19 protein-coding genes are annotated in these 22,845 nt (G+C 58.5%); 8 read left to right on the top strand and 11 right to left on the bottom strand.

The genetic code is table 11. The features are described from left to right. Positions 1–40: 40 nt before the first annotated feature. From G518_RS0127065 to G518_RS0127045, 5 genes are all read right to left on the bottom strand, one after another. On the bottom strand, positions 41–1,660 hold the full coding sequence (locus tag G518_RS0127065; protein WP_028605147.1) for a multicopper oxidase family protein: 1,620 nt from the start codon (positions 1,658–1,660) through the stop codon (positions 41–43). Between the two features lie 105 nt (positions 1,661–1,765). Beyond that, entirely contained in the window at positions 1,766–2,512 is a 747-nt protein-coding gene (locus G518_RS0127060) for a sulfite exporter TauE/SafE family protein (RefSeq protein WP_028605146.1), read from the bottom strand. 16 nt (positions 2,513–2,528) lie between these two features. Next, positions 2,529–4,073: an acyl-CoA carboxylase subunit beta gene (locus G518_RS0127055; protein ID WP_028605145.1), complete on the bottom strand. Its 1,545-nt coding sequence runs from the start codon at positions 4,071–4,073 to the stop codon at positions 2,529–2,531. A gap of 75 nt (positions 4,074–4,148) precedes the next feature. Further along, positions 4,149–5,582, bottom strand: coding sequence for an acetyl-CoA carboxylase biotin carboxylase subunit (accC, locus tag G518_RS37205; RefSeq protein ID WP_051237461.1), 1,434 nt, complete (start codon positions 5,580–5,582; stop codon positions 4,149–4,151). Between the two features lie 8 nt (positions 5,583–5,590). Beyond that, positions 5,591–6,559, bottom strand: a complete 969-nt coding sequence (locus G518_RS0127045) for a Bug family tripartite tricarboxylate transporter substrate binding protein (RefSeq protein WP_036596307.1) — start codon at positions 6,557–6,559, stop codon at positions 5,591–5,593. Between the two features lie 93 nt (positions 6,560–6,652). Here G518_RS0127045 and G518_RS0127040 point away from each other — a divergent pair, with 93 nt between their 5' ends. Further along, a complete protein-coding gene (locus tag G518_RS0127040; RefSeq protein ID WP_028605143.1) occupies positions 6,653–6,874 on the top strand; it encodes an acyl-CoA carboxylase biotin carboxyl carrier protein subunit in 222 nt (73 codons plus the stop codon). Further along, on the top strand, positions 6,874–7,605 hold the full coding sequence (locus tag G518_RS37200; RefSeq protein WP_051237460.1) for a GntR family transcriptional regulator: 732 nt from the start codon (positions 6,874–6,876) through the stop codon (positions 7,603–7,605). The genes G518_RS0127040 and G518_RS37200 overlap by 1 nt, the downstream gene beginning before the upstream one ends. A gap of 350 nt (positions 7,606–7,955) precedes the next feature. Here G518_RS37200 and G518_RS0127030 read toward each other — a convergent pair whose 3' ends face one another. Together G518_RS0127030 and G518_RS0127025 are read right to left on the bottom strand one after the other, a co-directional pair. Further along, positions 7,956–9,560, bottom strand: a complete 1,605-nt coding sequence (locus G518_RS0127030; protein ID WP_051237459.1) for an acyl-CoA carboxylase subunit beta — start codon at positions 9,558–9,560, stop codon at positions 7,956–7,958. A 53-nt stretch (positions 9,561–9,613) separates the two neighbouring features. Further along, a complete protein-coding gene (locus tag G518_RS0127025; protein WP_028605141.1) occupies positions 9,614–10,594 on the bottom strand; it encodes a Bug family tripartite tricarboxylate transporter substrate binding protein in 981 nt (326 codons plus the stop codon). Positions 10,595–10,932: 338 nt separating this feature from the next. Between G518_RS0127025 and G518_RS0127020 the strand changes: the two genes are divergently transcribed. Next, on the top strand, positions 10,933–12,186 hold the full coding sequence (locus tag G518_RS0127020; protein WP_028605140.1) for a CaiB/BaiF CoA transferase family protein: 1,254 nt from the start codon (positions 10,933–10,935) through the stop codon (positions 12,184–12,186). Positions 12,187–12,321: 135 nt separating this feature from the next. Here the strand turns inward: G518_RS0127020 and G518_RS0127010 are convergent, their stop codons facing one another. Beyond that, a complete protein-coding gene (locus tag G518_RS0127010) occupies positions 12,322–13,020 on the bottom strand; it encodes a GntR family transcriptional regulator (RefSeq protein ID WP_028605139.1) in 699 nt (232 codons plus the stop codon). Positions 13,021–13,178: 158 nt separating this feature from the next. Next, the gene (locus G518_RS0127005) at positions 13,179–14,087 is read right to left on the bottom strand and encodes a LysR family transcriptional regulator (RefSeq protein ID WP_028605138.1); all 909 of its coding nucleotides are present in this window, start codon (positions 14,085–14,087) and stop codon (positions 13,179–13,181) included. 69 nt (positions 14,088–14,156) lie between these two features. Here G518_RS0127005 and G518_RS0127000 point away from each other — a divergent pair, with 69 nt between their 5' ends. The 5 genes from G518_RS0127000 (at position 14,157) to G518_RS0126980 (ending at position 21,304) form a co-directional block, all read left to right on the top strand. After that, positions 14,157–15,155 (top strand): bile acid:sodium symporter family protein, encoded by a 999-nt coding sequence (locus G518_RS0127000; protein WP_028605137.1) that lies wholly within the window; start codon positions 14,157–14,159, stop codon positions 15,153–15,155. 678 nt (positions 15,156–15,833) lie between these two features. After that, positions 15,834–18,173 (top strand): acyl-CoA dehydrogenase family protein, encoded by a 2,340-nt coding sequence (locus G518_RS0126995; protein ID WP_028605136.1) that lies wholly within the window; start codon positions 15,834–15,836, stop codon positions 18,171–18,173. A 66-nt stretch (positions 18,174–18,239) separates the two neighbouring features. Next, entirely contained in the window at positions 18,240–19,247 is a 1,008-nt protein-coding gene (locus G518_RS0126990; RefSeq protein ID WP_051237457.1) for a Bug family tripartite tricarboxylate transporter substrate binding protein, read from the top strand. Between the two features lie 24 nt (positions 19,248–19,271). Beyond that, positions 19,272–20,426 (top strand): oxidoreductase, encoded by a 1,155-nt coding sequence (locus tag G518_RS0126985; protein WP_028605134.1) that lies wholly within the window; start codon positions 19,272–19,274, stop codon positions 20,424–20,426. Continuing rightward, the gene (locus tag G518_RS0126980) at positions 20,423–21,304 is read left to right on the top strand and encodes an SMP-30/gluconolactonase/LRE family protein (RefSeq protein WP_028605133.1); all 882 of its coding nucleotides are present in this window, start codon (positions 20,423–20,425) and stop codon (positions 21,302–21,304) included. Before G518_RS0126985 ends, G518_RS0126980 begins: the two co-directional genes overlap by 4 nt. Before the next feature lie 118 nt (positions 21,305–21,422). Here the strand turns inward: G518_RS0126980 and G518_RS0126975 are convergent, their stop codons facing one another. Both G518_RS0126975 and G518_RS0126970 read right to left on the bottom strand, forming a co-directional pair. Then, entirely contained in the window at positions 21,423–22,415 is a 993-nt protein-coding gene (locus tag G518_RS0126975; protein ID WP_028605132.1) for a zinc-dependent alcohol dehydrogenase family protein, read from the bottom strand. A gap of 8 nt (positions 22,416–22,423) precedes the next feature. After that, positions 22,424–22,819: a carboxymuconolactone decarboxylase family protein gene (locus G518_RS0126970; protein ID WP_028605131.1), complete on the bottom strand. Its 396-nt coding sequence runs from the start codon at positions 22,817–22,819 to the stop codon at positions 22,424–22,426. Positions 22,820–22,845 lie beyond the last annotated feature (26 nt).

Raw genomic sequence — 22,845 nt, 5'->3', positions numbered from 1 at the left:
GCGGTATCCGCCAGGGCTCTTCTTTTTTTCTGGCTTTCACTCAGGGTTTGTAGACTTCGACCGTTTGCATCATGCCCATTTCTTCATGGTTCATCATGTGGCAATGCAGCATGAAGATACCCGTGAAGTCGAGGAACCGGGAGCGAAATACCACTTCACCGCCTTTACGCTCGACGATCACCGTATCTCGCCATTGCGGAACAGCCAGTGGCTTGCCGTTGATTGAAACGACCTCAAATGGGTTGGTGTGAATATGAAAGACGTGATCGTCATGTTCGTGCGTATTCACGATCTTCCACTCTTCCACTGCACCAAGCTTTACCCGGTGATCAATACGGCGAGGATCGAATTTTTTGCCATCAATGAAAAATCCGAACTCCTGCCAATGACCAGCGGCATCCGCCTCAGGCGCTGTGGCTGAGAAAACCAGCGTGCGGCGGTTGGTAATCTCCGAGGCCTTGATGGATTTCAAGGGTGGCGTGGGCAGGGCACGCGGCAACGTCATATTCATCGGCGCGCCCGCCACCACCACCCGTGCCAAGGTGCCAGTGGGAGAAGGATGCCCTTGATCGTAGGGAGCTGCATTCAAAGCGTAGGTTCCAGCAACACCTGCCCGAACCAAGATATCAACGCGTTGGCCCGGTGCAATCAAAATCTGCTTAAGAGGCTCCATGACACCGAGTTGGATGCCGTCGTAGGCGATTGCATTCAGATCGTGCTTGTCCAGCTCAAGCAACATATCGTCCTGGTAGCCCGCATTGAGGATGCGCCAGCGTTGCACCTCCCCGGGTCGCATGGAAATCATCGGCCGTCTTTGCCCGTTGATGGCGAGAAAACGGGTCGCCGTTTCAGGGAACAAGGTCTCAAAATTTTCGATCATGCCGTTGGCATCGAACACCACCTGAGTCAGAACCAACAGGCGCTCCTGAGCCTCTGCTATCTCGGGGACATTGGCAAAATCTCCCTCGACGACGATGGCGCCCACCATCCCGCTAGACATCTGAACATCGGCGCTTCCGTGGTGATGCGGGTGGTACCAATAGGTGCCTTTGGTGTGATCTTCAGGAACCTTGATTTCTACGTTGTAGCTATTCCCAGGCGCCATGGTGCGCATGACGTTGTCCGCGATACCGCTTGGACTCACGTGGGACCCGTGGAAGTGGAAATTGGTGTTGTTGAACTGGTGCGGCCGACTGATGTCTGCGGGCATGGGGTCCCGGTTAGGCGGGAGGTCATTGATAAGCTTGATGCGCAAAGTTTCGCCCGGTTTCATGCGCAAAGTGGGCCCCGGACTGACTCCCTCATAAGAACGCACATAGAGCTTGACGCCACCGATGTACCGGTAGGCATAGGCGACCCGCAAGGTGGTGTTCAGCACACCATTCACAGACCGCCGCACCTCAGGCTCCAAAAGCGGTTGGTCCATCGCAGGTACCCGCTTATCCTGCACGATGCCCAGCGTAGGAGACATGTCCATGTGTCCGTGTTGGGCGTGCTGCCCATGCGCAGAGTGGTGAGCATGGCCAGCCGCCTTGGCGGCCCCCGCCGTGAGCAAGAGCGCACCTAACCCAATGCCCCCATCAAGCAACTGGCGCCGCGAGAGGTTTCTGGCATTCGTGGCCATGCTGAAGACATTGAAGTCGTTTGGATCTTGCGGCACTAAGTTCTCCCACATAGTCGATCTGAATCCGATGCACCCGTTGGTGCGTCGATCTGAATTCTAAGTAAAAGTAACTACTGCTTCAAATCGTGCTCACACCTCAGGTCATTTGATGGCCAGCCAGGCCAGCCGAAAGCCTGGTATCAAAAGCGCCAAGCCAGAAAGCAGCAAGAAGCCAAAGATCAGCTTTTGAAAGTGGAAGTCACTCACCCATCGGCTGGCGCGAGATCCTATCCACGAGGACAGCATGACGACCGGGGCAAGCCATAAAAACAGCTCCAACAGCGCCGCATCAATCAAACCCTGCCATGCGTAAAAGATGATGACTTGCACTTGCACGAACATGAAATAGGGCTGGTAGGTGGCCCGCTGGGCCATGGTGCTCCACCCTCGCATGGAACACCACAAGATCATTGGCGGACCACTCAATCCACATGCCCCGCCGAGCACACCAGACACCGCGCCCACACAGCCATCGGCCGCGCGATTGGCATTTTCCAGTTTGGGCAGACGCACTGAGCAGAGCATGACGGAACAGTAAATAACCAGGGCTGCCCCAATGAGTAGCCGAAATACCGTCATATCGAGCGAGTGGAGCAGCAGTGTCCCTAGCGGCACCCCAACAAGACTCCCCAGCGCGAAGGGGCTCACACGTGCGATATCGATACTCCGCCTCACGCCCAAAATGGAAATGCATTGGCCTATGAGCGATCCCATGACGACCAGGGGAACGACCTTTTGTGGCGCGAGTATCCACGCCCATAAAGACGTGGCGATCAGACCGAACGCGAATCCCGAGAGCCCCTGAATGAAGCCCGAAACCGCGCCGATCAATAAGACTTCCGCCAGCATGGCCGTCAAACGGGCTTCAGTAGGTGGAAGGCCAGGTCTGCATCAAGTGCTTGCCCACGCCCCCGGTCAGGCGAAGCCGATGCACTTGGAGCGCCCTGATCAAGTAGTCCCTGGTTTGATGCGGAAGGATCACGTTCTGAACCGCATAGATGGAAGCGATGTCGTAGACGCTATTGCCCTTTTCCATCTCGGCCAGCTTTTCCTCGTATCCATCGTCACCGGGTTCGAGCCCGTGCACGATGTTGACGGCATAGCTGGGGGTCATGAAGCTCACCTCTGCGGTGGGCCATGCAGCCACTTCGTCGGAGTTGCGACCGCCCCCCATGTTCAGATACGCTTGGCCATAGCTCTTTCGCAAGATGACCGAGACTTTGGGAACCGTCACCATCTGCAGCGCCGTCATGAAGTTCATGATTTTTCCCGGCGCGCGCTTTCGCTCCGCATCGACGCCAATCATGAAGCCGGGGGTGTCCACCAGCAGCACAAGCGGAATGTTGAAGGAGTCACACATCACGATAAAGCTGGTGATCTTTTCGCACGCATCGGTATCCAGTGCGCCACCCTTGTGCAAGGGGTTGTTCGCAATCACACCCACGGTATGCCCATCCAGACGCGCGAGCGCTGTGAGGGCCACCTTGCCAAAGCGCGGCTTCATCTCAAAGACGCTGTCCTTGTCAAAGATAGTTTTCACCACTTTGCGAACGTCATAGACCTTGGTTCGGCTAATGGGCACCAGATCGAGAATCTGGCTCATGTCGCCACCGGCCTCCTGCGGTGCAGCGACCGGGGGTGCCTCGTTATGGTGGCTTGGCATGTAGGCCAGAAAGCGCTTGATGGCTTCTAGCGCCTCATCATCCGTATCGACCACCATGTCGACCAGGCCCGTCACTTCGGAGTGCAGTTTCCAACCACCGATTTCTTCGGGGTCAATCTGTTCCTTCACCGCCATGGAAACCAACCTGGGACTGGAAACCGCCATGATGGCGCCCTTGCGCATGACGCTGAAGTCGCAAAACCCGGTGTACCAAGTCGACGAGCCATAGCAAAAACCCATCACCGCACCAGCCCAAGGCGTTTCACGCATGCGCATGTATTGCGTGGGGTCGCCACCGAGCATGGTCCCCATTCCGCGTGCGCCCATGGTGTCAGGCATCCGGGCCCCGGACGACTCTCCGAGAAATACAAGCGGAAAGCCACGCGAAGTCGCGGTGCGCTTCATATGGCTGATTTTCTTGGAGTTAGTGGCGCTGCTGGAGGCCCCCATGACCGTGAAATCATTGGAGACCACAGCCACATCCCGGTTCGCAATGCGCGCATAACCGACAACCTTTCCATCGCCGGCAGAACGCTCTCTCATGCTTTCCACCACAGAAGTGGCGAATAGCCCCGACTCCATGAAGCTGCCCGGATCAACGAGCTTCTCTATGCGCTCGCGCGCATTCATGATGCCTGTGGCTTTGCGCGCGGCCAGCTTGGCCTCGCCGCCCATCGCCAGCGCATGCGCCTGACGTTGTTCAAATTCCGCTTGCAGTTGCTCTGCCGCATTGGTGATGTCATTCAAATTCGTTCTCCTTGTGCCGCCGTGAACTCATCACGACGGCGATATACAGTTGGCACCTGTCCGACCGCAGTTGCCCTATGCCGTGGCACTAGCCGCTTTAGCGGCGTCTGCTTCAGCGCGCAACCTGGCTTTGCGCTCTGGAATAAAGCTCTGCTCCACCCAACGAGTGGTGACTCGAGCCTCAATAAACGCAGGGTGTTGAAGCACCTCCTGATGAAAAGGAATGGTGCTCGGGATGCCTTCAATGACAAACGCATCCAGTGCATTTCGCATGGCCTTGATCGCCGTTTTTCGGTCCGCCGCGTGAACGATGACTTTCGCCAAAAGCGAGTCGTAATTGGGTGGCACCTCATACCCGGAATAGCAATGTGAATCCAGACGAACACCCGTACCTTCAGGCGGCACCCAACGAACAATCTGGCCAGGCTTTGGCAAGAAGTTTTTGTTGAAATCCTCCGCATTGATACGGCATTCAATGGCATGCCCCTGCAAGCTCACACTTTCCTGGGTGAAGGAAAGAGGATGCCCCTGCGCAATCTGGATTTGTTCCACCACCAGGTCGATCCCGGTCACCATTTCCGTGACCGGATGCTCCACCTGGATACGCGTGTTCATTTCCAGGAAATAGAAACGCCCTTCGACTTCATCAAGTACGAACTCAACGGTCCCAGCGCCCGCGTATTGCGCATTGCGCGCCAGTTGCACGGCGCATCGCCCCATCTCTTGCCGCAGCTCAGGCGTGATCACTGGAGAAGGAGACTCTTCGATCAACTTCTGATGACGGCGCTGCGTAGAGCATTCGCGCTCGCCCAGGTGAACCACGGTGCCGAATTGGTCACCCATGATCTGGATTTCGATGTGCCTGGCACATTCGATGAACTTCTCCAGATAGAGCGTTCCATCGCCAAAGGCCGCCTTGGCTTCGTTGGCGGCAGACTCCATGGCGGCAGGGAGTTCCGTCTCCTCACGGACCACACGCATTCCGCGGCCACCTCCCCCTGCCGTCGCCTTGATCAGCACGGGGTATCCGATGCCGCGCGCAAGCTCCATAGTCTGGGCCACGCTTTCCAGCGCACCAGACCCTGGCACGCGGGGTACGCCCGCCGCCTGCGCCAAGCTCACCGCCGTGATCTTGTCGCCCATCTGTTCTATGGCTTCGGGAGATGGGCCGATAAAGATGATGCCGGCCTCTCTGCAGGCACGGGCAAGCGCCGGTCGTTCAGACAAAAATCCATAACCTGGATGGAGCGCATCACAGCCGCTGCACCGAGCGGCATCAATGACGCGATCAATATTCAGATAGCTCTCCAAGGCCGGAGCCGGGCCAATGAGCGCTACTGAATCTGCGAGTCGCGCGGCCAGAGACTCCTGATCCGCCTCTGAGACGCCCGCGACCGACTCGATTCCAAGTGACTGACACGCGCGAATGACGCGAACTGCGATTTCACCCCGGTTCGCGACAAACAGGCGGCGGATAAGGTGCTTGGGTGTTGGCTGAGAGGGCAACATCGAACGGTTCACTTCTGCATGAGTTTGGGAATGGATTTCGAAACGCCTTGCCAAGTCGTAAGTTCTTTCGTGAGCAGCGAGCGGAAGTCTGCAGGCGTGGTGTGCCTCGGATTGGCCCCTGCGGTGCGAATGGCGTCCACCATCTCTTTACTAGTCATCACAGACTCAGTAACACGAGCCAGCTTGTCCACGATGGTCTTCGGTGTGCCTGCGGGCAGGAACATTCCGTACCACATCGTCATATCGAAATTGGCACCGCTTTCCACAAACGTAGGCACATTCGGCAAGCCTTCAAACCGAGTGGCCGATGTCACTGCCAAAGGCTTGAGCTTGCCGGCCTGAATGTGGGGCAACAACACGGGGACCAGCGCGTAGACCATGTTCACTTGGCCTGCCATGGCATCTGTGGTTGCAGGACCACCCCCTTTGTAGGGAACCAGCAGCAACTCCATCCCGGCCTTGTTGTTCAGCAACTCCAGGGATATATCCAACTGTGCGTGCGAGACCGAAAGTTTTTTAGGCTCGGCCTTCGCCGCTGCGATGAGTTCGCGGCCGTTCTGGTAAGGCGTACGAGGATTTGCGGCAAGCACGAAAGGCATGTCTGCCACCAGGCTCACTGGTTCCAGCGCCTTGAACATGTCAAAACCCGGTTCTGGGCCGAAGACATGATTGAGCACCTGAAAAACGCTGCCGAAGAGGATGGTGTTTCCGTCAGGTTTGGCTTGCGCCACAAACTGCGCGCCAATGTTGGTCGCTGCACCCGGCTTGTTGTCCACCACGAAGGTTTGGCCCAATTCCCGGGTGAGACGCTCGCTCAGCTTTCGGGCGATGAGATCGGTGGTGCCACCTGTCGCATAAGGCACTACCAATCTCACAGTTTGCGTTGGCCACTGTTCCGATGCGACAGAAGCACTGGCCACTGCACATAACGTGATGGCTGCCAAACAACGACCCCATACCCCGCGATTTTTGCTCATCCGATGTCTCCTTATGATTAGACTACATTAAGATTGTTGACAATAAGAATGTCCACTATACTCAACTTAGTCTAATTCAACAAGGAGATCTATATGGCTACCGAAACTATTTGCTCTGAAGTCACTGGAAGCGTCTGGAAGATCGAGGTGGCGATAGGCGCTGACGTCGAAGCAGATCAGTCCATCATGGTTCTGGAGTCCATGAAGATGGAGATTCCTGTTCTGGCGCCGGATGGTGGCCGAATCGTCAAAATTCTGGTCACGGAAGGTCAGGCTATCAAGGAGGGCCAGGAGTTGGCCATCATTGAGAGTTGATGAGCCCCGCGCCCGCTCCCCATCCCGACTCGAAGCACGATCTTCGTCTGATCGATAGAACGCGCAGCGATGGTGCAGCCTTGCGCACCATGCCCGAGCAGATCGCGGAGCGCATCTACGCAGCTATCGTCGCTGGACAGTACCAACCTGGCGAGCGCATTCGTGAAGACGCGCTTGCAGACTCTTTTGGGGTGAGTCGCGGCCCGGTTCGGGAAGCCTTGCGAATTCTGGAACGCGACTTCGTCGTTCGAGTCCTCGCGAACCGGGGAGCGCATGTGACCAAGCTGACGGCCAAAGAAGTTAACGACATCTTCGAGGTTCGAAGAGTCTTAGCTGGCACCATGGTGCGCCGGCTCGCGAGCATGTCTCAGGCCACGGTTGCTCGCTTTGCGCCTGCCGTGGAGAAGCTGGAGCAACTCGCCACTGCGCAGGATGCGCAAGCAGAAGCGGCATATTTGGCCGCCAGCGTTGAATTGTCTTTGGCCATAGCCAGTGCTTCTGGCAATGAGCGGTTGGCAGAAATCATGAATTCATTGGCCCGGCAGAGTTGGCGCTACACCAAGCTTGGTCTTAGCGATCCCAACAGGCGTATGGAGTCTGCACGAACGTGGCGAGTGCTTCTGGAGGCGCTCCTCGTTGGTGACGGGCAAGTTGCGGGAAACGCGATGGAAAAACTGGTGAACGACTCATGCCGTGAAGCCGCGCGTCAGCTTGAACGCGGAGCCGTCTAAGCCTACAAACCCATAAGCAGCCACGCCGGGGAACCACGCAGGCACGCAGCGCAGCAACGCCACGCCACGTGCCTGATCATTAGGGCGTGTTCACACTAGATTCGCCCCCGCGTGAGGTTCTGGCGAGCCGCAATCAAGGCGCAAACCGCAGCCGGGTTGGACACCCGGGGAGGGTTTGCAACGCCGAGTGCGGTTTGCCAGAGCCTCACCCTTCGGGCCGGGGTTTGCCGGGCCGCATTGCCGCGTTGCGCCTCTTGCCAAGGATCGCACCTTGGCGGCAAGGCGCGCCTTGCACTGCAACCCGGTAAACCCCGGCGCGGGGGTGAATTTAGTGTGAACACGCCCTAGGTTCAAGGTAAAACACCAGACCGCAGCTTGGGACCCAGTGATGTCCGAAGCCGGCCTTGGGCGGCATCGATGAAGCGGCAGAGATAGCGCCGCGTTTCACTGGGATCAATGATGTCTTCCACACCAAACGCCTCAGCGGTACGGAACGGAGAAGTCAACTCGCGCAATTCTGCTTCCAGTTCACGCTCCCTTTGTTTGGGATCTTCCGCCGCCGCAATCTCGCGTTTGTAGGCTGCGGCCACACCACCTTCTACAGGCAATGATCCCCACTCTGCTGAAGGCCAGGCGAGCTTGAGACCGATGCCATTTTTATCCGTAGCCGCCATCCCGGCCATCCCATAGCACTTGCGGATCACCACAGTAAGAATGGGCACGGTCGCCTGCATGGCCACATACACGCTGCGCATACCTTCGCGCAATGTGCCAGCCAGCTCTGCATCTTTCCCCACCATGAACCCAGGCACATCAACCAAAAAAATCAGCGGAATATGGAAGGTGTCGCAAAGCTGAATGAAATGCGTCTGCTTGCGAGATGATTTCAAATCCAGTGCCCCACCATAGATCATGGGGTTGTTGGCGACCACGCCCACGACCTTCCCATTCATTCGCGCAAGACTGGTGATGACGGACTTTCCATAAGTGGGCTGAATTTCGAACACCGACGCTTTGTCCACCAACAGGCTGATCAAGGTACGCATGTTGTAAGGCTTGCGTCTGTCCTTGGGCACGATGGTTCGCAACGCTTCTTCCGCTCGCTCAGGAGGATCCTGGGATTCCACCGCCGGCGGGAGCTCCCACACGTTGTTAGGCATGTAGGAAAGGTAGCGCCTGATCATCTCAAAACACTCGGCCTCATTGGCCGCAACGTTATGCACCAGCCCCGCCATATCAGCTGCGGCCTTGTGCCCGCCAAGCTCTTCCTTGCTAATGATTTGCCCCAGCGATCTCTCAACGACGGGAGGCCCTGCCGCAAAAATCTGGCTGGTGTCGCGCGTCATCACGGACCAGTGAGAAAGAATAGCCCTGCCCGCAGGCCCCCCGGCGGCCGTTCCCAGCACCGCGCTGACCACCGGTGCTACGCTCATCAATTCAACCGAGGTTTCAAAGCCGTGAACGCCGGGGAACACCGCATGGCCACGCCTCTTGTGTGAGGTCACGCTTCCGCCAGCGCCATCAATCAGGTTCACCAAAGGAATGCGGTAATTCAGCGCAAGGTCTTCCACGAATCCGCCTTGCCCGCCCTTCTTGCGATCACCACTCCAGCTGGAGCCACCACGGATGGTGAAATCCTCACCACCGATGGCGACTGGGCGGCCATCAATCTTCGCCAGACCCATGACGTACGGTGCGGGCGTGACGCTCTGCAGCTTTCCTTCCACATAGTGGCCCTGCCCCGTGAGTTTCCCAACTTCCTGGAAACTGGTTTGGTCCGCAAGCTGGGAAATACGTTCACGAATGGTCAGACGACCGGCGCCATGTTGCTTGGCTATGGCTTCGTCTCCGCCCATTTTCTCAGCGAGTTCGTGGCGCTTTTGCAGCTCCTGAAGCTCTTCCTGCCAGTTTTCCGGAGCCTCTTGCTTTTTGGCTTCCACAGTCGGGGTTTCCATGAATCTATGCACTCCTGAGTTTGCTTATTTGGTAGGGCCTGTTTGGCCTGGATTCATTCAGCGCGAATGTCCATTTGTGTGGCCAGCTTCTTCCACTTGGAGATTTCGTCAGATATCAGTTTTGCGTACTGTTCCTGCGACATAGGCGCCAGCTGAAGGCCACCTGTCTTACCTAGCTGCTCCTGCACGGCAGGATCGTTCAACACCTCTGCCACTTCGCGATTGATTCGCTCCACCGCAGCTTGTGGCATTTTTTTAGGCCCCATGATGCCGAACATCACTGAAGCGTCGAAGTTTTTGACGCCAGCCTCAGCAAAGGTAGGTACATCGGGTAGGGCCGGTGAGCGCGCGTTGCCCGTAACCGCGAGCGCGCGGACCCGCCCCGTACGAACGGATTGCGCCGCCAAAACCGTGGTGTCCACCAGGGCTTGAATTTCCCCGGCCATCAAGGCTTGCCCTGCCGGCCCATTTCCACGATAGGGCACATGGGTCATGCGCAGCCCCAGGGTTTGAGCCAGCAATGCCGCAGCCAGGTGAGTGGACCCACCTGTACCCGATGAGCCGTAGTTCAATTTGTCGGGATGTGCCTTCGCGTACTCCACGAATTCCGCGAGCGTTCGCACAGGCATGGAATCCGTCACCATCAGCACGGTTGGGATAAAGCCGATATTGGCGATGGCAACCAAATCCTTCTCGACGTCGAACTTCAGGTTTTTGTAGACCGCCGGAACAATGGTGATGGCGCTGGACACCGTCATCAGCGTGTAGCCATCCGGCGCAGACCGAACGACTGCGTCCGCGGCGATGGTCGACGCCGCGCCTGTGACGTTCTGCACGAGCGCGGGCTGACCAAGCCGCTGCCCCAGTTTGATCGAGATCACCCGCGCCACGACATCGGTGGCGCTACCCGCTGCAAAGCCACACACCATGTTGATCGGCTTTGAGGGATAGCCGGTTTGAGCCAACACGGCCCCAGAAGAACCCGCCATTGAGGCTGCGGCGATCCGTTTCATGACTTCTCTGCGTTGAAGCATGTCTTTGTCTCCATTCTTTCTTAGTGTTCCCAGGCAATGAATCACAAGCGACACACGGAGCCTGGCATGTGTTGCTGCGCTTGAACTACAGCGTCTCTCATTCCGATGACGACCTGTTCTCACACCACAACAACCAAACCCGGCCACCGCCTCGGGCGTGTTCGGAAACACCCCAGCATGCAGCCATGGAGAAATGACGTCACGGAAATTGTAGTAGACATTCAACTTGTTGACAATAATAATATCGGCAATGAACTGGGTGGTTGAATTACCCGCAGGTTTGCACGCCTGACACCACAACCGCCCTTGGTATTGGCCTGATTTTTCAACTTGCTTTTATGAACCACCCTCCCTCAAAAAAGGGCTCCGGCCCTCTTTCCGGTTATCGAGTTCTTGAATTGGGTTCGACGGTTGCCGGGCCGTTCTGCGGCCGCCTCTTTGCAGATTTCGGTGCCGAAGTGATCAAAGTGGAGCCAGCCGAAGGAGACGCGGTGCGCATGATGGGCAAAAGCTACCAAGGAGAATCTCTTTACGGAGCCAGCATCCTGCGTAACAAGTCACTCATCTCGTTGAATCTTCGTTCCGAAGAAGGACGGGAGATTGTTCGCAGGCTGGTGAAGGAGTGCGACGTGGTCATTGAAAACTTCAGACCAGGCGCATTGGAAAAGTGGGGATTGGGTTACGAGGCGCTCTCGGCGATCAACCCCGCCCTGATCATGGTGCGCATCAGCGGCTTTGGGCAGAACGGGCCCTATAGCGAGAGGGCCGGCTATGGCGTCATCGGTGAGGCGGTCAGCGGCCTACGCCATGTGACCGGCGATCCAGATCGTCCGCCCTCTCGCGCGGCAGTCTCGCTGACTGATTGCGTGACCGGCCTCTACGCCGCATTTGGGGCAGTGATGGCGTTGTTGCATGAGAAAGATTCAGGGCACGGCCAGTTGATTGACGCCAGCCTTTATGAGTCCGCTTTCAGCTTCATGGAACCACATGTTCCCGCCTATGAAAAACTGGGGTTCATCGCCAATCGCGCGGGCTCGAAGCTTCCAGACAGTACACCCAACAATCTCTACCCTACAGGTGATGGCTCCCACATTCACATCACTGCCATGGGAAACGCCGTCTTTCAACGCTTGGCGGAGGCCATGGGGCAAGCTCATCTCGCAACCCACCCGGACTACGCAGAGGCGCGTGCTCGCTCTTCCAATAGCGAAGCCCTGGATGGGCTTATCTCTGAGTGGACAAACTCGCTTGCCTTGACGGAACTTGAGCAGAAACTGGAAGCGGCGGGTGTACCCGCAACCCGGATCTTCACCATGGAAGATATCTTCCAGGATGCTCACTTCAAAGCGCGCGACATGTTGCTCGAAGTGCCTCACGACACGCTTGGCACGGTTACTGTGGCGGGCGTGGTTCCCAAACTGTCTGCCACGCCCGGGCACGTTTACTCAAGCGGCGGGGCAGTAGGACGGGATACGGAGCGCGTGCTCATTGATCTTGCCGGCCTCTCAAGGGAAGAAGTAGATCGCCTGAGCAGCCAAGGGATCATTTTCCAATCCAGCCCTAGCGGCGCAGAAGGATTGTCCGGCAGCTGAGCTTAAGAATCTAAATCTTAAGTGGTATTTTTCAGATGCAATGAAGTGCTGAAACGCATAGAGCTGGAACTTTCATTTTCTGCTTGGCCACTTTGATTCAGGATCTTGAGCGCACCTTGGAAAGCGTTCATGCTCTTAGGAAGGCCCCACTTCAGAAAGATACTTCACTGCATCCAGACGAGTGGCGTTCACCAATCTCTGCATGATCTCGCCCGCCTCCTGCACTTCGCCCTTTTTCACGTAGTTGTAAATTTGCCGCCAATTCGTAGCCGACGATTGCCTGCGCTCCACCGTTCTTAGGCTCAGTTTCGTGTAGCGCCAGCTACGGCGCGCCAACGATCCCATAAATTGGGCGAGAACGGGATTGCCGCAAGACTCTGCCAAGGTCAACGAAAGATCAACGCTACAGGCGGCATAGGTGTCCGCTTGTTCTCCTGGCTCATTGGCAAGCCCCTCGAGTTTTTGCACTCTCTTCTCAAAGTCGCTCAAAACTGCCTTGCTGGCATTCGCAAGCCCTCGGATCATGGCACCGGCCAGCAATATTCGAACTTCAAAAACGCTGTTGACTTCCTCAACGGAGAGCTTGCTTACATAGGCCCCGCGATTCGGGAGCATTTGAATCACGCCGTCGTTTTCCAGAATGCGAAGCGCTTCACGAATGGGCCCGCGGCTCACGTTGAACGACGTTGCCAGTGCGTCCTCCCTCAAGCGCTCGCCAGGTTGAACGCGCTCGGAGACGATCGACTCATATAAACGCTCTGCTATTTGTTCGGGCAACGTCCGTAGACGGCTTTCACGGCGCAGTACGTCGCCTTGCTGCTCAGATAGACTCACAGAACGATCCTTTTGCTTTAGGGTGAATTATGACCCGTGGATTCCAGTCACTGCCAGGGTCACAAGCGCAGTTGCCTTGAAGCGAACCGAAAAGAACGCGCACGTCTTCCTGGACACGTCAGACTGCTGAAAAGCCCTTTTGCAACTGATGAGGTGTCCTACCGAATCTGCTTTTCAACACGGCCCATGACCGTCCCGCGGATGAGTTCCCAAACGCGATGTGCGACGGGTGAAGGTGAGCGATTGCGACGGTGCACCAGCACGATGTCTCGCTGAACGACCGGTATCAAAGGGCGCGTGGCGAGTTGGCCTAGACCTTCCGGAGGAACCGCAAGTGCCGGCATGACACTGATGCCAATACCCGCCTCGACCATTCGGAAGACAGTGGTGGGGTGGCCGAGCTCCTGGGCCACCTCGCACTGCGCGCCATGGCGCCCCAACGCAGCATCAATCAAGCGCCGGCTGCCAGAGGCATAGTCCAGCAACACTAAGGGCTGCCCGCTCAATGCCGACCATCGCAGTGAGCTGTGTTGCATTAACGGATGGGTTTTCGGGGCCACCAGCACGAACGGGTCCTGCATGATGGATTCGCAGTGGAGGTCATTGATGGGCGAAGGCTCTATCACCAGGCCGAAATCCACCTCACCCGCTCGCACGCTGGCCAGGACATCTTGCTGAATGCGGTCTAGCAGGACCAACTGTATGTCTGGCTCGTGCTGCAAGCAGGCCGCAATGCATTCAGGCATGAGATTGGCAGAGAGCGTTGGGCTGCTGGCAACTCGCACCCGTCCGCGTAAGGCACTGCCCATGTCCCCTACATCTCGCAGCGCTTGATCGAGTTCATCAAGGAGCCAATCCAGGCGCGTGGCCAATGATTGGCCCGCGCTGGTTAGCGCCACTTCGCGCGTTGTTCGGTCCAGAAGCCTGATCCCAAGCTGCGACTCCAGTTCGTGGATGGACCGGCTTACCGCAGGTTGGGTCAAGCCAATGCGTTCGCCCACACGGCTGAAGTTGTGCTCTTCGGCGATGGCGCGAAATACCCGAAGCTGGCGCAAAGTGACATTCATGACTTTGAATCATATATCCATCAGATAAATCCATTTCACTTTTCAATCTCCGCAAGCTCCAATTGCCGCATGACACGCCCGCGCTTCCTTCCAGACAATTTCACCCTGGCACTCATAGCCACGGTCACAGCGGCAAGCCTGCTGCCCGCGAGTGGCCCAACAGCCCGCCTTTTTGAAATGGCGACCACGGTCGCCATAGGGCTGCTTTTCTTCCTCCACGGCGCCAAGCTCTCCAGGGAGGCGGTCTTTGCGGGGGTGACCCATTGGCGGTTGCACCTGCTGGTGCTCTGCAGCACCTTCGTGCTCTTTCCATTGCTGGGGATGATCCTCAAACCAGCATTGGCGCCATTGGTCACGCCCGAGCTGTATGTCGGGATCCTGTATCTTTGCGTCCTCCCAGCGACCGTTCAGTCAGCCATTGCGTTCACTTCACTGGCGCGTGGCAACGTTCCAGCAGCGGTGTGCAGTGCCTCCGCCTCCACCTTGTTGGGTGTGTTCATCACCCCGCTGCTGGTCAGCGCACTGGTGGTGCCGCACCACCAGAGTGGCGGCTCGCTTGATGCGATTGGCCGCATCCTGCTGCAGCTGATGGTGCCATTTGTGGCTGGTCATCTCCTGCGCCCGTGGATTGGGAGCTTCGTCAAACGTCACGCGTCTACCCTGAAGTTCGTCGATCAGGGATCGATCTTGCTGGTGGTCTACACCGCCTTCAGCGCCGCTGTGATTGAGGGCTTGTGGAAACAGGTGCCACTCTCGGCTCTGGCCGGGTTACTCGTCGTGTGCGCGGTGCTGCTGACGCTCGCGCTCGTGCTTACCGCTTTGGCAGCGCGTAAGCTGGGCTTTGACAAAGCCGATGAAATCACCATCGTGTTCTGCGGCTCCAAGAAGAGCTTGGCCAGTGGCGTGCCGATGGCCAAGGTGCTTTTCCCAGCAGCGTCGGTCGGGGCCATTGTGCTGCCGCTCATGCTGTTCCATCAGATGCAGCTTATGGTTTGCGCCGCGTTGGCACATCGTTATTCGCGTCGGACGAGCGCCCCTCTCACGAGCACTCACGAAAACAAGGCCTGATCGCTGATCCGCCGCCATCACATTGCGACCAAGTATCTGAACCTGGCCAAGGCGATCGTCCCATTCCACAGCCTCCCTGCCGGCTGTCTGGGACATCGATCATCGCCCTCGTTAGCGCTTCCCCCTTCTCGGCGCAAGCGATTCGTTAGTCGCGCAAGCAAATAGCGGCAACCTGATAGGGACTCGCTTGGACTGCCGCATGGGCACTGGCGTGTGCAGTTGCCCATGGCCGCCTCGCCATGCCGGTGGCATACCGGCGCAGCCGCGACATAAGCACCCACGCACCCTTACGCGCGCCACTAATCTTGGCAGCGAATAAACCAGATCACGGACAGACCTAGGGTTTTACCGAGTATTTGATGCATAAGGATACCTTTCATTTTTACTAGCCGGCCGGTAAACTCCGCGTCATGAATGACATACCAAACGGAGTGAGGACGACTAAAAAGCTACGTGTGAAGACATCCGCGCTTTTGGAAAAGACGAGATAGCTAATTAGCGGTTGCCAGACAAAACCGTGTTTGTGGAAGTTCTTCCCCACACGGGCCACCGGCAAGCAGCCGAAGCTCAAGCTTCGCGAGTCTTTGCGCGGCTATCCCCTTTCTGCCGAAAAGACTCGGCCACCCCCTATCTGCAACGCCACTTTCAGATGGCATGCACTGACTCATTACAGATCCCATGACAACTCTCGATGAAACCCAGACCATGCTGCGCGACAGCGTGCAGGCATTCCATGAACGACGGCCAGCTCCGGCACGCGTACGCCGTATCCGCGACACCGCTGAGCCCTTCGATAGAGCTGTGTGGCTCGCGATGGCCGAGGCTGGTTGGTTCGGGGTGCTGGTACCCGAGAGCCTTGGTGGCCACGGCCTCGGTGCGGCCGAAGCCGCGTTGATTGCGAGCGAACTCGGCCGAGGCCTGGCTCCCGAGCCCTTCGTGGCCAGCAGTGTGCTGGTGGTGCAAGCCCTGGTGCCTCTGGCACCTGAATCCGCTACCGTCCGCGCGCTGCTTGAAGGCGTGGTGAGTGGCGAGAAAGTGGCAGCCTTGGCCTGGCAGGAAGCCGCCGGTGCCCCTGATCTGGCGAATATCCAACTGCAAGCCTGCAAGCACGGCGAAGGCTGGCAACTGCAAGGCGCAGAAAAACGCTTCGTGCCCCTGGCCAGCTCCGCCGACGGCTTCCTGGTCTACGCTCTCGACGAAAGCATCCCCGCACTGTTCTGGGTCGACGCGGACCAAGCGGGCTTACGCGTACAGAACAGCCGCACGGTGGACGGCTTGAACTTCGGCGCGGCTTCCTTCGATGGGCTCACGCTTTCGGGTGACGCATTGCTGGCCCGCGGCCCGGTTGTGCGCGAAGCGGTGGCGTACGCCATCGAACTCGCTCGCCTGGTCTCAGCTTTCGAGCTGGTAGGCGTAGCCGAACGTGCGCTGGAAACGACAGTAGCCTACACCTCGCAACGCATTCAGTTCGGCAAGCCCATCGCATCATTTCAGGCGCTGCAGCACCGCATGGTCGACATGTGGATGCATTGCCAATTGGCCCGCTCTTCGGTAGAGAATGCGCTGCAGGACTGGATTAACCCAACGGACGAAGTCACGCGCATCCAGTCGCTGCGTGCGGCGCGCGCCCGTGCCGGTGCCACGGCGTTACTCGTGAGCAAGGCGGCCATCCATCTGCACGGCGGCATGGGCATCGCCGATGAGACAGACATCGGCTTGTGCCTCAAGCGGAGCCTGACGCTCTCCGCGTGGTTAGGCAATCCGCTATGGCAGCGCAGGCAGTTCATCGCTGAGCTGCATAAAAGCGGCCGCGTGCGCCAGGGCGATTCAGCACCCGTGGTGGTAGCAGACGATGTAGACGTGGCCGAGCTGCCCGACGAGGAATTCCGCCGCGTGTTGGCAACCTGGATTGCTGCCAACTATCCGCCTGAAAAGCGCTTCATGAAAAAGCGCGCGTTCTACGCAGACATCTCTGACTGGTATCAGTCGCTCTCAAAAAAAGGTTGGCTCGCGCCTGCCTGGCCCAAGTCGGCCGGGGGCATGGGCCTGTCGGCCACCAAGCAGGTGATCTACGCCGAAGAGATCGCACGCTACGGCTGCGCTCGCATCCCTGATCATGGCCTGGCCATCGGCAAGCTGTTGCTGATGCATGGCACGCCTGAGCAGATCGGCTACCACCTACCGCGCGTGTTGAACGGTGAAATCATGTGGTGCCAGGGCTACTCCGAGCCCAACGCCGGGTCTGATTTGGCTAGCCTGCGCACCAGCGCCCACCTCGACGGCGATGACCTCATCGTCAACGGCCAGAAAACCTGGACCACCCTCGGCCCGGGCGCTGATTGGATGTTCGCGTTGGTGCGCACGAACAAGGCTGAAGGCATGGCCAAGCAGCGCGGCATCACCTTCTTGCTGATCAACCTCAAAACACCGGGCGTGAAGGTTCGCCCCATCGTCAACCTCAAGGGCGAGGGTGAGTTCAGCGAGGTCTTCTTTGACAACGTGCGCGTTCCCGTCTCCAACGTGGTGGGTCGCATCGACGACGGATGGAACGTCGCCAACTCGTTTCTGCGTGAAGAGCGCATCTTCTTCGGTACCCCGCGCCAATGCGAATACGCGCTGGCTCAGTTGGACCGCCTGGTGGAGGCCACCGATGCGCTGGAGGACGGCGGGTTCCGCGACCGTTACGCGCAGATCGTTCTGGACGTACGAGACTTGAAAGCTGCTTTCGAGCTCTTCATGGGACGGCTGCGTGGCGGGGAAGAGCTGGGCCCGGAAGTCTCCTACCTGAAGATCTGGGGCACCGAGACCTACCAACGCATCACTGACGAGCTAGTAGAACTTGCGGGCGACTACGGCAGCCAGATGGACGACGTACTCATCAACGGCATCGCCTCCGACGTGATGGGGCAGTACCTGGACTCGCGCATGCCGGCCATCTTCGGTGGCTCCAATGAGATCCAGCGCAACATCCTCGCGAAACAGATTCTGGCCTTGCCATCAGGGAATCCGCGCGGCTGATTCAGCAAATTGCCTTTTCCCCACGCCCCGCTTTCCAAAACTACATCAATGACTCAAGAGACAAATATGACGAACAAGGCAAACTCCGTTCCAGGCTTTCGGTACTTCAAAAAGTTCATCACCATGGCTGGGGCACTCGCATGCTGCGTCAGCTTCGCCCCGGCTTCATGGGCGCAAGACAGTTTTCCAACACGCACATTGCGCATCGTCGTGCCCACGGCAGCTGGGGGCGGGTCTGACATGACCGCTCGCTTCTTCAGCGAACAACTCAGCAAGGCTTTGGGTCAACCCGTCATTGTCGAGAACCGCCCTGGGGCCAATGGCGCTATTGCGGCCATGGCAGTCAAGAACGCACCAGCCGATGGCCACACCATCTTTCTGGGGACCAACACACACATGGCGGTGAATCCGGTTCTGATGAAGGGCGTCCCTTACGACGCGCAAAATGATTTCAAACCGATCAGCGGGCTCTCCCGTCAAATGATGGTTCTGGTGACGGGGGCAAACTCCCCGCTCAAGAGCGTGGCGGACATCACGCAAGGCGCACGCCAGGCCGGAAAATCGCTCAACGTGGGAGGTTATACGGGCGGCTTCGAGCTTTCTGCGGCATGGTTCGCCAATGTCACCCAGACGCCGCAGGTCTACGTCAGCTACAAGGGAATCGGCGACGTGGTGGTGGGCTTGATGGGTGACCAGCTCGACTGGGCGATCAGCGACCCCTTGGCAACGCTGACACAAATCAAAGCCGGAAAACTGCGGGCGCTTGCAGTCACTGGTGATGTACGTCACCCTGATTTGCCCGATGTACCCACCGTGAAGGAGAGCGGTTTTCCAAGCTTCGTTAACTACAGCTGGGGGGGGATGTACGTTCGCGCTGAAACGCCCGCGCCAGTCACAGACAAGTTGGCTCAGACCATGAGCAGCCTTCTCGCCACTCCTGCCGCCACCGCATTCGTACATAAGTTTGGCTCCGACCCACTCACGCTGTCGCCTGCAGACATGCGCAAGTTCCAGATCAGTGAGATCGAGCGATTCCGCAAAGTGGCCAGCGACGCCGGCATTCAGCCGCGATAACGCCCTCGGCAGGACAGAAATCTCATGACCCAACTCTTCAGCCCGCTCAAGATTCGTGGCATGCAGGCACGCAATCGCGTGGTGATCTCGCCCATGCAGCAGTACTCGGGCGACGAATCCGCGCGGGCGACCGATTGGCACCTGGCCCACCTCACACGTTTTGCACTAGGCGGTGCCGGTATCGTCTTCGTCGAATCAACCGCAGTCGAAAAGCGCGGACGCAGTACACACGGCGACATCGGCCTTTGGGAAGATGAGCAAATCGCTCCGCTGGCCCGTGTGGCGAAGGCGCTGCGCGACAACGGTGCGGTTCCCGCCATTCAGCTCGGCCACACCGGCCGTAAAGCCGCTACGCAGACCTGGTGGCATGGTCATGGGCCTTTGGGCGAAGCAGACGCCGCGCGCGGCGAGCCCTCTTGGCCGGTGGTAGGGCCCAGCCCCATTCCGGTGGGAGACGGTTGGCCCACACCGCAGACGCTTGAAACCACCGACGTGGAGGCCATCGTGCGGGCCTGGGCGGATGCTGCCCGCCGTGCGCGCGAAGCCGGGTTCGGCGCATTGGAGGTTCACGGTGCCCACGGCTACCTCGTCCACCAATTCCTGTCGCCCGTGGCCAACCAACGCAGCGACCGCTACGGCCAGGACCGCTGGCGTTTCGCGCTGGAGGTAGCCGAGGCCGTACGCTCTGAGTGGCCCGATGATCGCCCCCTCTTCTGGCGCGTCTCCCTGGCCGATCCCATCGACGGTGGGCTTGAGGTCGATGAAATGGTGGGTCTGCTGCGTGCTCTGAAAGAGCGTGGCGTCGATGTGGTCGACTGCTCTTCGGGCGGGGGCATTGCCAGCTACCCCACACAGGGGCGTTCGGTATCCAACAGCTTGCTGTTTCGCGCGGAGATGGCCGGCCACCTGCGTGCGGCCAGCGGCCTGCAAGTGATGGGCGTAGGCCTCGTCATCGAACCCCAGCAGGCAGAGAACTACTTGCACGCCGGACAGGCTGACCTGATCGCCGTGGGCCGCGAGGCCCTCTACAACCCCAATTGGGCGGTGCACGCGGAAGTCTCGCTAGGCGCTAACGAGGGGTACGCCACCTGGCCTCTGCAATACCGCAACTACCTCGTCCGCCGCGCCGCAGCCGCCGATGCGCTGCGCAATCCAAATGCCTCCAGGAGCACTGTATGACGACAAAAATCGAAATCATTGGCGCCACTCGCGACCGCCTGGGTGAATGTCCTCTGTGGGACACACGCGACCAATCGCTGTACTGGATCGACTCCAAGGCTCGCCTGGTGCGCCGTCTTCAGAACGGCGAGTACCGCGAATCGGCCACTCCCAGCGACGTGGGCTCCATTGCCCTGACGCAACGCGGCCGCTTGGTGCTATCCCTCGAAGACGGCTTCCACCTGCTCGATCTCGGCACCGGAAGCACCCGTCTAGTGGCCGAAGTGCGGCACAAGGGGCCTTCGATGCGCATGAACGATGGTCGCACCGACCGGCAGGGCCGCTTCGTGGCCGGCTCCCTGGTGATGGGCCGCCATGACACCGATGGTGCCTATTACCGTCTCGACACCGACGGCAGTGTCACGCAGCTATTTGATGGCATTGCCCTGGCCAACGCCACCTGCTTCAGCCCCGACGGCCGCACCCTCTATCACGCAGACAGCTTCAGCGACACCGTCAGTGCCGTGGACTACGATCCCGCCACCGGAGCGGTCGGGCCGCGCCGGGCGGTGTTCAACACCCGCTCCCACGGCTCCGCGCCTGACGGCACCACCGTAGATGCGGACGGCAACCTGTGGGTTGCACTGGTGCAAGCCGCCAAGGTGGGCTGCTTCCGCCCGGATGGAACGTTGGTCAAACTACTAGACGTACCAACCCCCTACCCCACGTGCCCCTGCTTCGGCGGCGAAAACCTCGACGTGCTCTATGTCACCAGCATCAGCAACAGCGGCAATCTCTTGCGCAGCGAGCACCCCGATGCTGGGGCCGTTTTTGCCTTCCATGGATTAGGCGTGCGCGGTCTGCCCGAAGTGCTCTTCGACGACACGCGCCTGGCATGAGCAGCACCGCTTGATGGTCCGCACCGAGGCTCATCCACGCGGAGTCTCGGCAAGGGCTAACCCGCCTCCAGCGAACGCTTAGCGCCTGACTCGCCCAGACCAAACCGCCTCGCCTGCTCTACTGCGTGTCTTCGATATTGACCACCACCTTACCCCAGAGCTTTCCTTTCTCGACGTAGGTGTGAGCATCCCCAGCTTGCTCCAACCGGAATCGCTTCTCGTCAAGCAAAGGCCGAAGCTGGGCACGCTCGCAGAGTTCAGCCACGCTTTTCAAAATATCCCCGTGCTCCTTTCGCCCCTGGCCATTGAGCATGGGTAAAAGCATGAACACCACATGCAGTGACAATGCTTTGGCATGCATGGGCGAAAGGTCATGCACGCTCCTCGCGGCGCATACGGAGACTCTTCCGTTCTGGGCTGCAGCCTGCAGCGAGCGATCCAGGTTCGCGCCACCCACGGTGTCGATGACAACGTCGAATCCGCGTCCACCCGTCAATCGATCCACGTAGGCGGATACCTCTTCTCGCTCGAACTCAATGATGTCGTCAGCACCCAACTGTAGCGCCCGTTCCCCGGCCTCGCGCCCTCGCACTGTCGTTGCCACCCGGGCGCCAAGTGCCTTGGAAATTTGAACAGCCAGATGCCCTACACCGCCCACCCCGCCATGCACCAGCACCAACTCTCCTTGGGCCACGGAAGCTTTATGAACTAGTTGCCATGCAGTAATGACGGCAAGCGGCAAAGCGGCTGCTTCACGGAATGAGAGAGTTGAAGGCTTGTGCGCCAGAAAATCTGCGTCGCAGGCGATGTACTCAGCGAGCGCACCCCCTTGCCCTCGCACGCCTCCTGCGCATGCGTAAACTGCATCGCCAACCGCGAAACCTTGCACCTCGGCTCCGACTTCAGAGACCGTCCCTGAAAAATCGCAGCCAAGAACCGCTGGCAACTCAGGCCCTATAGGCAGGCCGCCTCGAATCTTCAGATCGATGGGATTGATAGAGGTGGCCGCGATTTTGACCAACACCTGATTCTTCTCTGGTGCGGGACGTGGAAGTTCCCTCATGCGGAAATTCTCCTCGCCACCGTGTGCGGACAGCACCATGGCTTTCATGGACGCGCTCATTGATCGAACCCCGGATCCGTAGGAACGCGATAGCCATTGACTAGTCGATTAGTCTCGTTGGCCATACCAATCACCGCCATCAACTCGCCAAACATTTCTGGCGTCATTCCGGCTTTGGCCGCTCCAGCGGAATGACTTGCAATGCAGTACCCGCAATTGTTCGTCACACTGACCGCCAAGTAGATCATCTCTTTAGTCACGCTATCCAGCTTGCCCGGCGCCATGACTTCCTTGACACTTTCCCAGGTGCGTTTCAACGTTTTGGGATCGCTAGCGAGGTATGCCCAGAAATTATTGACTTCGGGAATACCTTTGACTTTCTTGATGTCGTCGAAGATCTCGCGGACTTCGCTGGATGCAGCTTCATATCTGATGGGCTGTGGTTTAGACATGGAATCTCCTCTTATTAAAACTAATG

The sequence above is a fragment of the Ottowia thiooxydans DSM 14619 genome, from assembly GCF_000422885.1.
GTDB classification, from domain to species: Bacteria; Pseudomonadota; Gammaproteobacteria; order Burkholderiales; family Burkholderiaceae_C; genus Ottowia; species Ottowia thiooxydans.
Note: the sequence above shows the minus strand (reverse complement) of the source record. Positions and strands in the feature narration are given on the sequence as shown.

What these genes read in the sequence shown, in the direction of transcription:
- G518_RS0126975 (WP_028605132.1), bottom strand. Translation starts at nt 22,415, where the DNA reads ATGAAAGCCATGGTGCTGTCCGCACACGGTGGCGAGGAGAATTTCCGC.
- G518_RS0127025 (WP_028605141.1), bottom strand. Translation starts at nt 10,594, where the DNA reads ATGCTTCAACGCAGAGAAGTCATGAAACGGATCGCCGCAGCCTCAATG.
- G518_RS0127060 (WP_028605146.1), bottom strand. Translation starts at nt 2,512, where the DNA reads ATGCTGGCGGAAGTCTTATTGATCGGCGCGGTTTCGGGCTTCATTCAG.
- G518_RS0127030 (WP_051237459.1), bottom strand. Translation starts at nt 9,560, where the DNA reads ATGGAAACCCCGACTGTGGAAGCCAAAAAGCAAGAGGCTCCGGAAAAC.
- G518_RS0127045 (WP_036596307.1), bottom strand. Translation starts at nt 6,559, where the DNA reads ATGAGCAAAAATCGCGGGGTATGGGGTCGTTGTTTGGCAGCCATCACG.
- G518_RS0126970 (WP_028605131.1), bottom strand. Translation starts at nt 22,819, where the DNA reads ATGTCTAAACCACAGCCCATCAGATATGAAGCTGCATCCAGCGAAGTC.
- accC (WP_051237461.1), bottom strand. Translation starts at nt 5,582, where the DNA reads ATGTTGCCCTCTCAGCCAACACCCAAGCACCTTATCCGCCGCCTGTTT.
- G518_RS37200 (WP_051237460.1), top strand. Translation starts at nt 6,874, where the DNA reads ATGAGCCCCGCGCCCGCTCCCCATCCCGACTCGAAGCACGATCTTCGT.
- G518_RS0126980 (WP_028605133.1), top strand. Translation starts at nt 20,423, where the DNA reads ATGACGACAAAAATCGAAATCATTGGCGCCACTCGCGACCGCCTGGGT.
- G518_RS0127000 (WP_028605137.1), top strand. Translation starts at nt 14,157, where the DNA reads ATGACACGCCCGCGCTTCCTTCCAGACAATTTCACCCTGGCACTCATA.
- G518_RS0126985 (WP_028605134.1), top strand. Translation starts at nt 19,272, where the DNA reads ATGACCCAACTCTTCAGCCCGCTCAAGATTCGTGGCATGCAGGCACGC.
- G518_RS0126995 (WP_028605136.1), top strand. Translation starts at nt 15,834, where the DNA reads ATGACAACTCTCGATGAAACCCAGACCATGCTGCGCGACAGCGTGCAG.
- G518_RS0127040 (WP_028605143.1), top strand. Translation starts at nt 6,653, where the DNA reads ATGGCTACCGAAACTATTTGCTCTGAAGTCACTGGAAGCGTCTGGAAG.
- G518_RS0127005 (WP_028605138.1), bottom strand. Translation starts at nt 14,087, where the DNA reads ATGAATGTCACTTTGCGCCAGCTTCGGGTATTTCGCGCCATCGCCGAA.
- G518_RS0126990 (WP_051237457.1), top strand. Translation starts at nt 18,240, where the DNA reads ATGACGAACAAGGCAAACTCCGTTCCAGGCTTTCGGTACTTCAAAAAG.
- G518_RS0127020 (WP_028605140.1), top strand. Translation starts at nt 10,933, where the DNA reads ATGAACCACCCTCCCTCAAAAAAGGGCTCCGGCCCTCTTTCCGGTTAT.